At 51.6% G+C, this 14,982-nt stretch carries 11 protein-coding genes, 1 tRNA gene and 2 rRNA genes; 4 read left to right on the forward strand and 10 right to left on the reverse strand.

Features of this window, described 5'->3' with window-relative positions; genetic code table 11:
- Nucleotides 1–1,410, forward strand: coding sequence for a nitrogen regulation protein NR(I) (glnG, locus tag AC6I8K_RS18665; RefSeq protein ID WP_008109800.1), 1,410 nt, complete (start codon nt 1–3; stop codon nt 1,408–1,410).
- A 51-nt stretch (nt 1,411–1,461) separates the two neighbouring features.
- Here glnG and hemN read toward each other — a convergent pair whose 3' ends face one another.
- Together hemN and yihI are read right to left on the reverse strand one after the other, a co-directional pair.
- A complete protein-coding gene (gene hemN / locus AC6I8K_RS18670; protein WP_064741559.1) occupies nt 1,462–2,835 on the reverse strand; it encodes an oxygen-independent coproporphyrinogen III oxidase in 1,374 nt (457 codons plus the stop codon).
- 236 nt (nt 2,836–3,071) lie between these two features.
- Complete coding sequence (gene yihI, locus AC6I8K_RS18675) at nt 3,072–3,593, reverse strand: Der GTPase-activating protein YihI (RefSeq protein WP_064741560.1); 522 nt, start codon at nt 3,591–3,593, stop codon at nt 3,072–3,074.
- 555 nt (nt 3,594–4,148) lie between these two features.
- On the opposite strand from yihI, the gene yihA reads away from it, so the two are divergent.
- The gene (yihA, locus tag AC6I8K_RS18680; RefSeq protein ID WP_497827203.1) at nt 4,149–4,790 is read left to right on the forward strand and encodes a ribosome biogenesis GTP-binding protein YihA/YsxC; all 642 of its coding nucleotides are present in this window, start codon (nt 4,149–4,151) and stop codon (nt 4,788–4,790) included.
- A gap of 72 nt (nt 4,791–4,862) precedes the next feature.
- Here yihA and spfP read toward each other — a convergent pair whose 3' ends face one another.
- The 5 genes from spfP to AC6I8K_RS18705 form a co-directional block, all read right to left on the reverse strand.
- Complete coding sequence (spfP, locus tag AC6I8K_RS18685) at nt 4,863–4,910, reverse strand: small protein SpfP (protein WP_071892919.1); 48 nt, start codon at nt 4,908–4,910, stop codon at nt 4,863–4,865.
- A gap of 275 nt (nt 4,911–5,185) precedes the next feature.
- Complete coding sequence (gene polA / locus AC6I8K_RS18690) at nt 5,186–7,978, reverse strand: DNA polymerase I (protein WP_483816478.1); 2,793 nt, start codon at nt 7,976–7,978, stop codon at nt 5,186–5,188.
- 367 nt (nt 7,979–8,345) lie between these two features.
- Nucleotides 8,346–8,975, reverse strand: coding sequence for a thiol:disulfide interchange protein DsbA (gene dsbA, locus AC6I8K_RS18695; RefSeq protein ID WP_064741564.1), 630 nt, complete (start codon nt 8,973–8,975; stop codon nt 8,346–8,348).
- 26 nt (nt 8,976–9,001) lie between these two features.
- Nucleotides 9,002–9,988 (reverse strand): serine/threonine protein kinase, encoded by a 987-nt coding sequence (locus AC6I8K_RS18700; protein ID WP_483817934.1) that lies wholly within the window; start codon nt 9,986–9,988, stop codon nt 9,002–9,004.
- A 46-nt stretch (nt 9,989–10,034) separates the two neighbouring features.
- Nucleotides 10,035–10,310, reverse strand: coding sequence for a YihD family protein (locus AC6I8K_RS18705; protein ID WP_064741566.1), 276 nt, complete (start codon nt 10,308–10,310; stop codon nt 10,035–10,037).
- Nucleotides 10,311–10,382: 72 nt separating this feature from the next.
- Between AC6I8K_RS18705 and mobA the strand changes: the two genes are divergently transcribed.
- A complete protein-coding gene (mobA, locus tag AC6I8K_RS18710; RefSeq protein ID WP_483816479.1) occupies nt 10,383–10,958 on the forward strand; it encodes a molybdenum cofactor guanylyltransferase MobA in 576 nt (191 codons plus the stop codon).
- Entirely contained in the window at nt 10,955–11,458 is a 504-nt protein-coding gene (mobB, locus tag AC6I8K_RS18715; RefSeq protein WP_497827204.1) for a molybdopterin-guanine dinucleotide biosynthesis protein MobB, read from the forward strand. Before mobA ends, mobB begins: the two co-directional genes overlap by 4 nt.
- Before the next feature lie 107 nt (nt 11,459–11,565).
- Here the strand turns inward: mobB and rrf are convergent.
- From rrf to AC6I8K_RS18730, 3 genes are all read right to left on the reverse strand, one after another.
- A 5S ribosomal RNA gene (gene rrf / locus AC6I8K_RS18720) occupies nt 11,566–11,680 on the reverse strand.
- Between the two features lie 100 nt (nt 11,681–11,780).
- Nucleotides 11,781–14,689: ribosomal RNA gene (locus AC6I8K_RS18725) — 23S ribosomal RNA — on the reverse strand.
- A gap of 213 nt (nt 14,690–14,902) precedes the next feature.
- A tRNA-Glu gene (locus tag AC6I8K_RS18730) sits at nt 14,903–14,977 on the reverse strand.
- Between the last annotated feature and the right edge of the window lie 5 nt (nt 14,978–14,982).

The following is a 14,982-nucleotide window of genomic DNA, read 5'->3' on the forward strand; positions in this document are numbered from 1 at the left end:
ATGCAACGAGGGATAGTCTGGATCGTCGATGACGATAGCTCCATCCGCTGGGTGCTTGAACGAGCGCTCACTGGAGCCGGTTTGAGCTGTGCTACCTTTGACAGCGCTAACGAGGTATTGGACGCGCTCGCAAGTAAAACCCCAGACGTATTATTGTCAGACATTCGCATGCCTGGCATGGATGGACTTGCGCTGCTGAAACAAATTAAGCAGCGCCATCCCATGCTGCCGGTGATCATTATGACTGCGCACTCCGATCTGGATGCTGCCGTCAGCGCTTATCAGCAAGGTGCGTTTGATTACCTGCCAAAGCCGTTTGATATTGATGAAGCCGTTGCGCTGGTTGAACGCGCGATTAGCCATTATCAGGAACAGCAGCAGCCGCGTAATCAACCGGTTAGCGGCCCAACCACCGATATTATCGGCGAAGCGCCGGCAATGCAGGATGTGTTCCGCATCATTGGTCGTCTTTCACGCTCCTCAATTAGCGTGCTGATCAACGGTGAATCCGGTACGGGTAAAGAGTTGGTGGCGCATGCGCTGCATCGCCATAGTCCGCGCGCGAAATCGCCTTTTATCGCGCTGAACATGGCGGCAATTCCAAAAGATTTGATCGAATCAGAGCTGTTTGGTCATGAGAAAGGCGCATTTACCGGTGCGAATCAGATTCGCCAGGGGCGTTTTGAGCAGGCCGATGGCGGTACGCTGTTCCTCGATGAAATTGGTGATATGCCGCTCGATGTGCAAACCCGCCTGTTACGCGTATTAGCAGATGGCCAGTTTTATCGTGTCGGCGGCTATGCGCCGGTGAAAGTAGATGTGCGTATTATCGCGGCAACCCACCAGAATCTTGAGCTGCGTGTGCAGGAAGGCAAATTCCGAGAAGACTTGTTCCACCGTCTCAACGTGATTCGTGTTCATCTGCCGCCGTTGCGCGAACGACGCGAAGATATTCCGCGCCTGGCGCGTTACTTCCTGCAGGTCGCTGCGCGTGAGTTGGGCGTGGAAGCGAAGATCCTGCACCCGGAAACCGAAACCGCGCTGACGCGTCTGCATTGGTCCGGTAACGTGCGTCAGCTGGAGAATACCTGTCGCTGGTTAACGGTGATGGCAGCGGGCCAGGAAGTGTTAATTCAGGATCTGCCGCCTGAACTGTTTGAATCCAGCACGCCAGACAACCCGGTGCAGTCGTTGCCAGACAGTTGGGCCACGCTACTGGCGCAGTGGGCCGATCGCGCTTTGCGTTCCGGTCATCAAAACCTGTTGTCGGAAGCACAGCCTGAGATGGAGCGCACGCTGCTCACCACCGCGCTGCGTCACACTCAGGGGCACAAACAGGAAGCGGCACGCCTGCTCGGCTGGGGACGTAATACCCTGACGCGTAAGTTAAAAGAGCTGGGAATGGAGTAACGCGGAACATGGCGTTTCGAAGCCGGGGATCCCATGGGCTCCCCGGCTTTTTTATATCACGCGTGAAAATTGCTGCATGCGCACCTTTTGGCGCATATAAACATCGAAGCACATGCAGATGTTACGAATCAGCAAACGGCCGACGCCAGTAACGTGCAGGCTGCGACCGCGCTGTTCCACCAAGCCATCTGCCACCAGCGGCGCTAACAACGCTAAATCCTCGGCGAAGTACGCTTCGAACGCGATCGGCCATTGCGCTTCTAACGCGGCAAAATCCAGCGCAAAATTGCAGATTAAGGCTTTGATCACATCGCGACGCAGGCAATCATCATCACTCAACGTGAGCCCACGCCATAGCGCATTGCCGCGCTGTTCAACATCGCTGTAATAGGCTTTTAGCTCTTTGTGATTTTGCGCATAACTGTCGCCCAGCATACTGATGGCCGAGACACCCAAACCGAGTAGATCGGTTTCGCCCTGCGTGGTGTAGCCCTGAAAGTTACGATGAAGTTCACCGGCGCGTTGTGCGACCGCCAATTCATCATCCGGACGCGCAAAGTGATCCATGCCGATAAACTGATAACCTTCGCCGGTTAAGGTGGCGATGGTTTCCTGTAGGATTTGCAGTTTCTGTGCCGCGCCCGGCAGCTCATCATCTTTAATTTTGCGCTGCGCAGCGAACAGCGTTGGCATATGCGCATAGTTGAAGACGCTGAGGCGATCGGGATTGAGCGCAATAACGCGCTGTAAGGTGAAGGCGAAGCTCTCCGGCGTTTGCAGCGGCAAGCCATAAATCAGATCGAGGCTAACCGAACGGAAGCCCTGCTCCCGCGCACGCTGCACCAGAGCAAAGATGGTTTCTTCGTCCTGCACGCGATTAACGCGCTCTTGTACCGCCTTATTGAAGTCCTGCACGCCCATGCTCAGACGATTAAACCCTGCCGCGCGTAGATGATCGATCATCTCCAGCTCGATTTCACGCGGATCAACCTCGATCGACATTTCGACATCATCGGCAATCGTAAAATGATCGCGTAGCAGCGCCACCAGCCGACTCACTTGCTGTTTATTAAGAAATGTTGGCGTACCGCCGCCCCAATGCAGTTGAGTGACACAGCGCCCCGCAAACAAGGGCGCTCGCTGGCGGATTTCCTGCTCCAGCACATCGAGGTAGCGATCGGCTTTGTGCAGCTGTCGCGTCACAATTTTATTGCAGCCACAGAAGTAGCAGAGACGATGACAGAACGGGATATGCACATACAGTGACAGCGGGCGTTCGGCATAGCGAACGGCCGCTTGCTGAAAATCTGCCTCACCAAAGTTCTCACTGAACTCGAGCGCGGTGGGATAAGAGGTATAACGCGGGCCAGCGTAATTGTATTTTTCGATGAGGCGCTGATCCCAATCAATCTGCTGCGATGACATGCTCACTCCTTACGGTGACGTCGTTTGAGAGAGGGTCGCGTAGCAGAAGAGTGGACGAAGCGATGGGCTGAACGCCGACGTAAACGCGACTTCAGACGCGACAGGCGGCGTAGTTTAAACAATAACCAGATCAGATAACATGTCAGCAGCAGCGCGAAAATTGATCCAGGCCAAAACATAGGTGAATACCTGTTCAGCGCGGCATGCGTGAAAACGCATGCCGATCAAAATTTGCCTTAATTACCTTTTAGCAGGCGCATCATATCTTCTTCGGCCTGCTCATCTTCCACTTCGTCATCCAGCGCGATGCCCAGTGTTTCCATCAGTTCGTCAATGCGGTCCAGGGTTTGATCCAGCCAGGCCTGATCTTCGCCACTCAGGGTCTCACCGTTTTCCAGGCGATCCAGCAACGTGTCCAGGCGTTCGTCATTTTCCAGCTTAGCCAGCTCTTCTTGTGGCGTCAGACGCGTTTTTTCCGCTTTTGGCTTTGGTTTAGCTTCCGGCTTTTTCGCCGGCTGGGTTTTCCCATCTGCGACTAATGCGATCGGTGTTTTGCTTCCCAGGCGCGGATCCTGCGCTTTTTTACCCTGACCTTTGCCAGCGGTTTGCGTTTCCGGATTAGCACGGCTGCCAGATTTTAGGCCGCTGTGCTTTTTATCGCGTTTGCGATCGCGCGCTTCCTGATTGAGGTCTTCACGCGATTTGCGTTTGGCTTTCGCAGCAGGTTTGCCACGCGGGGCTGATGCAGGTTGCTTCATGATGTCCGGTCTCGGCGGTGCTTTGTGAGTTCAGTATAGAATTGCGGCGAAATCTAGCAGAAAGTAAGCAAAGAAAAAAGGCGATAGCCTATGCTATCGCCTTTTATCGCACCTTCATACGAAGGAAACACGTTATATATCCTTTACGGCTCACAACGTCCCGGTTGCTCCATCGCCACATCGCTCCTGCGATTAATCCCTGTCCTTATCCGATTCCTGCCTGAATCGCTTCCCGCCATGCTCTTGGTCATCCCCGACACTCCTGAGCTCATCATCCTGATGGGTGCTGCCGTGCACTGACAACAAATGTAGACTAATAGGTAAAATGAACAAGTGAGACTTGTCTCTATTTTAGAGTGGTATTTGCCACAATCAATTTAACCAATTGAAAATCAACATTTAAATGGATTGTTAATATTCCATGAAGCGGTAATAGCTGGCAGTAAAAATCATAGATCTCTTACAAAATGGCGTGTTTAGACGCTATCGGGTACTTTTGCGCCATTACAGGTATAATCAACCCAATTGCCCGATTCATTTTGCTGGAGTTTCACTTTGTCTGCTTTGAACTATCACATGACCCATTTCATGCTCAGCGCCCCCGATATTCGCCACTTACCGGCGGATGTGGGTATTGAAGTTGCTTTTGCCGGGCGCTCGAATGCAGGCAAATCCAGCGCGCTAAACACCATCACTAACCAGAAAGGCCTGGCACGTACCAGTAAAACGCCAGGTCGTACTCAGCTCATTAACTTGTTTGAAGTGGTTGAAGGGAAATGTCTGGTCGATTTGCCCGGTTATGGCTATGCCCAGGTTCCGGAAGAGATGAAGCGTAAATGGCAGCGCTCGCTGGCGGAATATTTGCAAAAACGCCAGGCGTTGAAAGGTCTGGTGGTATTGATGGATATTCGCCATCCGCTGAAAGACCTCGATCAGAACATGATTGAATGGGCCGTTCAGAGCCAGATTCCCGTGTTGGTGTTGCTGACCAAAGCAGACAAGCTGTCATCCGGCGCGCGTAAAGCCCAGCTGACGATGGTGCGCGAAGCGTCATTAGCCTTTAACGGCGACGTGCAGGTGGAAATGTTTTCGTCACTGAAGAAGATGGGCGTTGATATCGTGCGCAATAAACTGGATAGCTGGTTCAGCGAACTGGAGCCAGCGCAAGAAGGCGACGGCGAAGAACAAGCAGAGTAATTTTGTTGCGGCTTTTGAGAAAAAGCCCAATAAAAAACGCCCCAGTCATAAATGACTGGGGCGGCTAAATATTCAGCCAAATCCGATTACGTGAAGTAAAAGGTCTGAAAGATAGAACATCTTACCTCTGTACCCTACGCGACAAACTTTACCTGATTTTCCGCGCTCCACAAAGGATTTTTTGTTGTTAAGTTTCAGGTTTCGACATCTTTTTTACTAAGCTCATCACACTTTCGTACGTGCAATGTAGTTTAATTACTAAAAAAATGCTTAGCCGATAAGCAGTTACAAAACGCGCATTTAATAGACCGCTTTTTGGCGTTGCTGAACCGATTAAGTAAACTTTTTTCTTATGATGATGTCAGCGGCAGGTAAATACCGCTAAACCAGCATGATCAATGTGCCTCATCCCAGTTATCGCCGGTCCCTACTTCCACCTGCAGCGGCACATCCAGCTTCATGCTGTTCTCCATCAGATCACGGATGGTTTTAATGGCGCTATCCACCGCATCGCTACGAATCTCAAATACCAGTTCATCATGTACCTGCATAATCATGCGCACGGCATCGTCTTTTTGCTGTAACAGCCAGCCATCCACCGCAATCATCGCGCGTTTAATGATGTCTGCTGCGGTGCCTTGCATTGGGGCATTGATCGCCGCACGTTCAGCCGCTTTACGGCGAATGGCATTGCTTGAGGTGATATCTGGCAGCCACAAGCGACGACCATCGAGCGTTTCTACATATCCCTTCTCTGCCGCCTTCGAACGCGTCTCTTCCATATAACGCAGCACGCCCGGATAGCGTTCAAAGTAGAGATCCATATATTTCTTCGCCTCGCCCGCGCCGATATTCAGCTGGCGAGAAAGACCAAATGCGCTCATACCGTAGATCAGACCAAAGTTGATCGCTTTGGCACTGCGACGCTGCTCACCCGAAACGTTGCTTAACGCAACACCAAACACTTCTGATGCAGTAGCACGGTGGATGTCTTCACCCTGAGCAAACGCATCCAATAAGCCTTTGTCTTGCGACAGATGCGCCATGATGCGCAGTTCAATCTGTGAGTAGTCCGCGGCAACAATACGATTACCCGGCCCGGCAATAAACGCCTGCCGAATACGGCGCCCCTCTTCATTGCGTACGGGAATATTCTGCAGGTTAGGATCGGTAGATGAGAGTCGTCCCGTTGCCGTTACCGCCTGATGATAAGACGTGTGTACGCGACCCGTTACCGGATTGATCATTAGCGGCAGTTTATCGGTATACGTCGATTTCAACTTCGATAAACCACGATGCTCAAGAATGACTTTTGGCAATGGATAATCAAGCGCCAGTTCAGCTAGCACTTCTTCACTGGTCGACGGCGCGCCGCCCGGCGTTTTTTTGGTCGGTTTGATACCCTGCTTTTCAAACAGGATAGTTTGCAGTTGTTTAGGTGAAGAGAGGTTAAACGGTTCTCCCGCCAACTCATGCGCTTTCAGCTCCAGCTCAGCCACGCGCGTGGTCAGCTCCTGTGAGTGATTCGCAAGGATATTCTGGTCGATCAGCACACCGTTGCGCTCAATACGCGATATCACCTTCAACAATGGCATTTCAATCTCTTCAAATACCTGTTTTGGTCCCGCTTCCGGCTCCAGCTTCTCCCACATCTTCAGATGCAATTGCAGCGTGACATCGGCATCTTCCGCCGCATAATGGCCCGCTTGCTCGATAGCAATCTGATTAAAAGTGAGCTGATTTTTGCCTTTGCCTGCAATCTCTTCAAAAGTCACCGTTTTGTGGTTCAGCCAGCGCGCGGCCAGGCTATCCATATCGTGTTTACCGCCCACGCTGTTCAGGCAATAAGACTCCAGCATGGTGTCAAATTTGATGCCGTTCAGTTCAATATCGTAATTCTTCAGTACGCCGCGATCGTATTTGAGATTCTGCCCAACCTTTGCCGCTTTGCCATCTTCCAGCAGTGGTTTTAGCTGTTTCAGCACGTCGCTACGATCCAACTGATCTGGGGCGTCTAAATAATCGTGGGCAACAGGCAGATAAGCGGCTTCACCCGGCGCGACGGCAAACCCAATGCCGACAATATTGGCGCTTAAGGTATCCAGCGAGTCGGTCTCGAGATCGAAAGCGAAAAGCTCGGCGCTTTTTAGCTTTTTCAACCACTCGGCAAATGTCGCTTCATCAAGGATCGTGACGTAGCCATCCGCAGAGAGCACGCTGGTTGCTTCAGCAACGGGCGCGGCGGGTTCGCTAAGCTGCGACTTCTGCGCCTTCGTGTTGCTCTTCTTGCCTTGTTGCAGCCATGAGCCATCCTGCAGATCAGCGATCCAGCGCTTAAATTCATAACGGCTAAATAGGGTTTGCAGTGCTTCTACATTAGGTTCGTTAACGACGAGTTGGTCGCACGTTAGATCTAACTCAACGTCGGTTTTGATGGTTGCCAGCTGATAGGACAGGAAAGCGACATCGCGATTTTGCTCCAGCTTCGCCGCCATGGTTTTCGCGCCGCGGAATGAGAGATCGGCGACTTTATCAAGATTGTCATAGATTGACTGCATGCCGCCCAAGCCTTGCAACAAAGCCTGTGCGGTCTTCTCACCCACGCCCGGCACGCCGGGAATGTTGTCCGAGCTGTCGCCCATCATGGCGAGGAAATCGATAATCAGCGCTGGCGGCACGCCATATTTCTGCTCGACCTCTTCTGGGCCCAGCACGGTATTCGTCATGGTATTGATCAATGTGATCGCCGGCGTCACCAACTGCGCCATATCTTTATCGCCGGTGCTAATTAACACCGGGCGACCGAGTTTTTCCGCCTCTTGTGCCAACGTACCGATGACATCATCCGCCTCAACGCCGGAAACCGCCAACAGCGGCAAGCCCATCGCTTTCACCATTTCATGCAAGGGCTCAATCTGCGCCCGCAGATCGTCAGGCATCGGCGGACGGTGGGATTTGTAGTGCTCAAACAGCTCATCGCGGAAGGTTTTACCTTTCGCATCGAAGACCACAGCCACATGGCTTGGCTGATATTGCATCAACAAACTTTTCAGCATGTTGAGCACACCATACATGGCGCCAGTTGGCTCGCCTGCACTGTTCGTTAGCGGCGGAAAGGCATGATATGCACGGTACAGATATGAAGAGCCGTCGACCAGAATCAGGGGATTTTCTGCAATTTGCGCCATAGGTTCGTATTTTCTTCGTTGCGATAATGAGGGCTATAAGGATGCCACAACCGGAGGAGAATGTTGAATGCACTCGAGGAAGTCAGGATCTTTTTCGTGGTTACGCGGGACGGATCGCAAGGATCAAGTTGTGGATAAGTTTGTGCGTAAAAATCATAACGTATTGTTATTTACGCTAATTGATACTACTTTAATATTAAATAAATAATGAAATCATTAAGTTAAACGCTTATCGTGACCTTGCTCGACTTAATGAAAAGATGATCGTTCATGTGGATATTAAGCAAAGGGTTAATAAATACAGCGTATGAGTAAGACAAAAAGGCAATAAAAAAACGCCGACAGTGTCGGCGTTCTAAAAGCTAATTTACTTCTTTTCTACCAGGAACTTCACTACGTTGGCGTAATCGGCAACGAAGTTGTCCATTGAGCTGGTATCGAGACCGCCATTGTTAACCATATATTTGCCGTTAACAAAGATCGCTGGCACGCCCTGCAGATTGACGTCTGCTGCCGCTTTCTGCTGCTGTGCAACCAGCGCTTTTACGGCGAAGCTGTTCCAGGCAGCATCATAATCTTCAGAAGAGATACCTGCCGCTTTAATAAAGGTCTCTTTCAGGCTTGCTGCATCGGTAACGGTTTGGGTTTTCTGAATGCCGTCAAAGATCGGTGCAGTGACTTTGCTTTCTACACCCAGCGCCATGGCAACAGCCCACGCTTGAGTGACGATCGGACCGAATTGACCACCGAGGAAATCAACATGGTATTTGGTCACTTTCGTGTCTGCTGGAAGGTTCTTTTTCACTGCATCGCTCACGTGATAAACGCGTTCGAACTGGTAGCAATGCGGGCAGAAGAAGGAGAAGAACTCCAGTACCTGTGGCTCACCTGCCACTGGCTTTGGCAAAGTGACGAATTGCTTACCCTCGTTGAACTGTGCCGCTGAGGCGCCAAATGCCAGCATTAAACCTACCAGCGCAAACATGATCTTTTTCATCGTGAAACAATCTCCTGAGTACTTCATTAATATTGCGGGCTAAGCTGCAACGGCGGTTCGTGTAACAGCCTTTCCTGCTCGATAAATAATGCAATCTGCCGGCGCCAAAAATCCTCATCTGTCATCCAGGGAAAGGCGCGCGGAAAAGCGGGATCCTGCCAGCGGCGTACCACCCAGGCCAAATAATAAACCATGCGCATAGCGCGTAAAGGCTCAATCAGTGACAATTCATGTAAATCAAAATCACCGAATTCATTATAGGCTTCCAGCAAAATATCCCATTGAATCAACTGTTCCTGGCGATCGCCATTGACCAGCATCCACAAATCCTGCACTGCCGGCCCGTTACGGGCATCATCAAGATCGACAAACATTGGGCCATCACGCCACAGAATGTTGCCGGGATGGCAATCACCGTGCAACCTTAACGGCTGCCATTGGCTATGCCAGCGCTGCTGCAGCGTAGCGCTCAGCTTATCAACGGCAGCAAGCAGCAAGTCTTTAAGAGAAGCCGGTACTAATGCACTTTGTTCCAGTTCCTGCCGCGGTTGAAACACATACTCTTCGAGGCCGAAAGTCGGACGCTGCTGAAACAGGCTTTGCTTTGCAGTTTGATGGATTCGTCCCAGAAAGCGGCCAACCCATTCCATCTGATCTTCATTGTCGGTTTCATATTGTCGCCCCCCTAAACTGGGGAAGACCGCGTACATAAAGCCGGCATGATGATTTAGCGTGCAATCCTGCAGAATGAGCGGCGCGGCAACCGGTACGTCGTCGTCTAATAAATCCTGCGTGAACTGATGTTCTTCGAGGATCTGTTGTGCGCTCCAGCGTTGCGGACGATAAAACTTAGCCACATAGCGGCGTTTATCATCATCGCTGAATTGATAGACGCGGTTTTCATAGCTATTGAGGGCGGTTAAGCCTGATTCGACACGCAGACCCGCATCCCAAAGTGCATCAAGAATGACATCGGGATTCAGCGTCTGGAAATTAAAGGCGGCTTCGCTCATCATTTTGCCTGTGTGTTACCTTTGCGATTAATGCGCAAGGATAACACTACTCATCATCCTTAATCACACCGCGTGCGCGTAATAGCGCGGTTTTGAAGTCCACTTCATAATCCTTTTTCAGGCCGGGAATGGCACTCTGGCTGTCTGCATCACGCATTTTGAGATGGTAAATCAATACATCATCGGTTAATTCACTTAATGGGCCACTGAAACCAGATTCCTGCGCCAGTTTTTGTAAAAATGCCAGCAGGTTGAGATCTGCATCCTTTTGCCATGCGGGTTGCAGGAGCTCGAGCAGTTCATTGAGTCGGTGATATTTCATCATTGATTCCTTTATGCAGATGGTACGCTGCCGCTAATCAAGTATCGTCCAGAATGAAGCAAGGAGACGAAGATGACAGCATTTACCGGCGTAATCCTTGCAGGTGGGCAAGGCAGTCGCATGGGGGGCCAGGATAAAGGGCTGCTAATGTTACAGGGCGAACCACTTTATCAGCACGTTTTGCGGAGATTCCGGCCGCAAGTCAATATTGTGTTGATAAGCGCTAACCGTAACATTGATCGCTATCAGGCAAGTGGTTGTCAGGTTGTTACTGATTCCTTGCCAGACTATCCCGGACCGCTGGCTGGCATGCTCAGTGGTTTACGCCAAAGTAAAACAGATTGGGTGGCTTTTTGCGCTTGCGATACTCCCTGGATTCCCACTGATTTTGTTGCACGCTTATGGCATCAGCGTGGCGATGCGCCCGCAGTTTGGGTGAAGTCCTCTCAGCGTGATCATCCTGCATTAGCGCTCGTCAATTGTGCGCTTGCTGATGATCTTGAGGCCTGGCTGCTGCGGGGCGAGCGACGTTTGATGCAGTTTTTACATGAGCATGGCGGGCATGCCGTTACGCTTTTAGAGGCAGAATCGGCATTCCGTAATATCAATACGCCAGACGATTTAGTGAATGAGGAAAAATTGTTATGAGCGTGCCTTTGTTGGCTATTTCTGCCTGGAGCGGAACTGGAAAAACCACGTTGCTCGAGCAAGTGATTCCGCTACTGAAAAGGCAAGGAATCCGGTCGGGCCTAATTAAACATACGCATCATCAAATGGACATCGATACACCGGGTAAAGACAGTTATCTACTCCGCAAAGCCGGGGCACACCAGGTGATCGTTGCCAGTAATCAGCGGTGGGCGTTGATGGTCGATACGCCCGATAAACCATTAAGCCTGATGCAATTAGCCTCGAGAATGGATAGCTCGACGTTAGACCTGGTTTTAGTTGAGGGTTTTAAAGATGAGCTGCTGCCCAAAATTGCGCTTTGGCGGCGTGGCGTTAAAGGTGAGATTGAGGATTTACTGGATGGTTATGTAATTGCAGTGGCAACCGATGAGGATTTAGAACTGAATTTGCCGATGCTGGACATCAATCAGCCGGAATATGTTGCTGATTTTATTTCTCAGTGGCTGAGAACTCAATGAATTGGGATGGTTTTTCCGATCTGCAGACGTAAAAAAGCCCCGAACTTTCGTCCGGGGCTTCTTCACCTGTTTGATTTTGATGCCTGCAGTTCCCTTCGCCCCCCCCCCCCCCCCACCCACCCCTCTCGCATGGGGAGACCCCACACTACCATCGGCGCTACGGCGTTTCACTTCTGAGTTCGGCATGGGGTCAGGTGGGACCACCGCGCTAAAGCCGCCAGGCAAATTCTTTTGCTCACGCCGCCCTCGCGGGCCGCGCAAATCTATCCGGTAAAACAAGCTGAAAATCAGGTCTCTCAGACCAAAACGCCTCTGGCGTTGTAAGGTTAAGCCTCACGGGTCATTAGTACCGGTTAGCTCAACGCATCGCTGCGCTTACACATCCGGCCTATCAACGTCGTAGTCTTCAACGTCCCTTCAGGACCCTCAAGGGGTCAGGGAGAACTCATCTCGGGGCAAGTTTCGTGCTTAGATGCTTTCAGCACTTATCTTTTCCGCACTTAGCTACCGGGCAATGCCATTGGCATGACAACCCGAACACCAGTGGTGCGTTCACTCCGGTCCTCTCGTACTAGGAGCAACCCCCCTCAATTCTCCAGCGCCCACGGCAGATAGGGACCGAACTGTCTCACGACGTTCTAAACCCAGCTCGCGTACCACTTTAAACGGCGAACAGCCGTACCCTTGGGACCTACTTCAGCCCCAGGATGTGATGAGCCGACATCGAGGTGCCAAACACCGCCGTCGATATGAACTCTTGGGCGGTATCAGCCTGTTATCCCCGGAGTACCTTTTATCCGTTGAGCGATGGCCCTTCCATTCAGAACCACCGGATCACTATGACCTGCTTTCGCACCTGCTCGAGCCGTCACTCTCGCAGTCAAGCTGGCTTATGCCATTGCACTAACCTCCTGATGTCCGACCAGGATTAGCCAACCTTCGTGCTCCTCCGTTACTCTTTGGGAGGAGACCGCCCCAGTCAAACTACCCACCAGACACTGTCCGCAGCCCGGATTACGGGCCTACGTTAGAACATCAAACATTAAAGGGTGGTATTTCAAGGTTGGCTCCACGCAGACTGGCGTCCACGCTTCAAAGCCTCCCACCTATCCTACACATCAAGGCTCAATGTTCAGTGTCAAGCTATAGTAAAGGTTCACGGGGTCTTTCCGTCTTGCCGCGGGTACACTGCATCTTCACAGCGATTTCAATTTCACTGAGTCTCGGGTGGAGACAGCCTGGCCATCATTACGCCATTCGTGCAGGTCGGAACTTACCCGACAAGGAATTTCGCTACCTTAGGACCGTTATAGTTACGGCCGCCGTTTACCGGGGCTTCGATCAAGAGCTTCTCCTTGCGGATAACCCCATCAATTAACCTTCCGGCACCGGGCAGGCGTCACACCGTATACGTCCACTTTCGTGTTTGCACAGTGCTGTGTTTTTAATAAACAGTTGCAGCCAGCTGGTATCTTCGACTGGCTTCGGCTCGGGGAGCAAGTCCCTCCACCTACGCGCCAGCGTGCCTTCTCCCGAAGTTACGGCACCATTTTGCCTAGTTCCTTCACCCGAGTTCTCTCAAGCGCCTTGGTATTCTCTACCTGACCACCTGTGTCGGTTTGGGGTACGATTTCGTGTTACCTGGAGCTTAGAGGCTTTTCCTGGAAGCAGGGCATCAGTTACTTCACCACCGTGGTGGCTCGTCGTCACGCCTCAGCCTTAAGACACCCCGGATTTACCAAAGGTGTCAGCCTACACGCTTAAACCGGGACAACCGTCGCCCGGATAACCTAGCCTTCTCCGTCCCCCCTTCGCAGTAACACCAAGTGCAGGAATATTAACCTGCTTCCCATCGACTACGCTTTTCAGCCTCGCCTTAGGGGTCGACTCACCCTGCTCCGATTAACGTTGAACAGGAACCCTTGGTCTTCCGGCGAGCGGGCTTTTCACCCGCTTTATCGTTACTTATGTCAGCATTCGCACTTCTGATACCTCCAGCATGCCTCACAGCACACCTTCAACGGCTTACAGAACGCTCCCCTACCCAACAACGCATACGCGTCGCTGCCGCAGCTTCGGTGCATGGTTTAGCCCCGTTACATCTTCCGCGCAGGCCGACTCGACCAGTGAGCTATTACGCTTTCTTTAAATGATGGCTGCTTCTAAGCCAACATCCTGGCTGTCTGTGCCTTCCCACATCGTTTCCCACTTAACCATGACTTTGGGACCTTAGCTGGCGGTCTGGGTTGTTTCCCTCTTCACGACGGACGTTAGCACCCGCCGTGTGTCTCCCGTGATAACATTCTTCGGTATTCGCAGTTTGCATCGGGTTGGTAAGCCGGGATGGCCCCCTAGCCGAAACAGTGCTCTACCCCCGAAGATGAGTTCACGAGGCGCTACCTAAATAGCTTTCGGGGAGAACCAGCTATCTCCCGGTTTGATTGGCCTTTCACCCCCAGCCACAAGTCATCCGCTAATTTTTCAACATTAGTCGGTTCGGTCCTCCAGTTAGTGTTACCCAACCTTCAACCTGCCCATGGCTAGATCACCGGGTTTCGGGTCTATACCCTGCAACTTAACGCCCAGTTAAGACTCGGTTTCCCTGCGGCTCCCCTATACGGTTAACCTTGCTACAGAATATAAGTCGCTGACCCATTATACAAAAGGTACGCAGTCACCCCCATAAATGAAGGCTCCCACTGCTTGTACGTACACGGTTTCAGGTTCTGTTTCACTCCCCTCGCCGGGGTTCTTTTCGCCTTTCCCTCACGGTACTGGTTCACTATCGGTCAGTCAGGAGTATTTAGCCTTGGAGGATGGTCCCCCCATATTCAGACAGGATACCACGTGTCCCGCCCTACTCTTCGAACTCACAGAATGTGCACTTTCGTGTACGGGGCTATCACCCGGTATCGCGCGACTTTCCAGACGCTTCCACTAACGCACAAACTGATTCAGGTTCTGGGCTGTTCCCCGTTCGCTCGCCGCTACTGGGGGAATCTCGGTTGATTTCTTTTCCTCTGGGTACTTAGATGTTTCAGTTCCCCAGGTTTGCCTCGCAACACTATGTATTCATGTTGCGATGATGCACTGAGTGCACCGGGTTTCCCCATTCGGACATCGTCGGCTGTAGCGGTTCATATCACCTTACCGACGCTTTACGCAGATTAGCACGTCCTTCATCGCCTCTGACTGCCAGGGCATCCACCGTGTACGCTTAGTCGCTTAACCTCACAACCCACAGGCGTTTTGCAACGCTGCAGACTGCAGGCATTGAGAGACTCGAACATGTCGTTATTCATTTCTTATTACGGAGAAATGAACCAACACGTCGTTTCAATTTTCAGCTTGTTCCGGATTGTTAAAGAGCAATATCTCAAACATGACGGTTACGTCATTTTTGAGATACTTCGTGGAGACACCTTTCACCTGTCACCAAGCAAGTGGCGTCCCCTAGGGGATTCGAACCCCTGTTGCCGCCGTGAAAGGGCGGAGTCCTAACCGCTAGACGAAGGGGACACGAT

The sequence above is a fragment of the Pantoea sp. X-Soil-ISGK-421 genome, assembly GCF_059730785.1.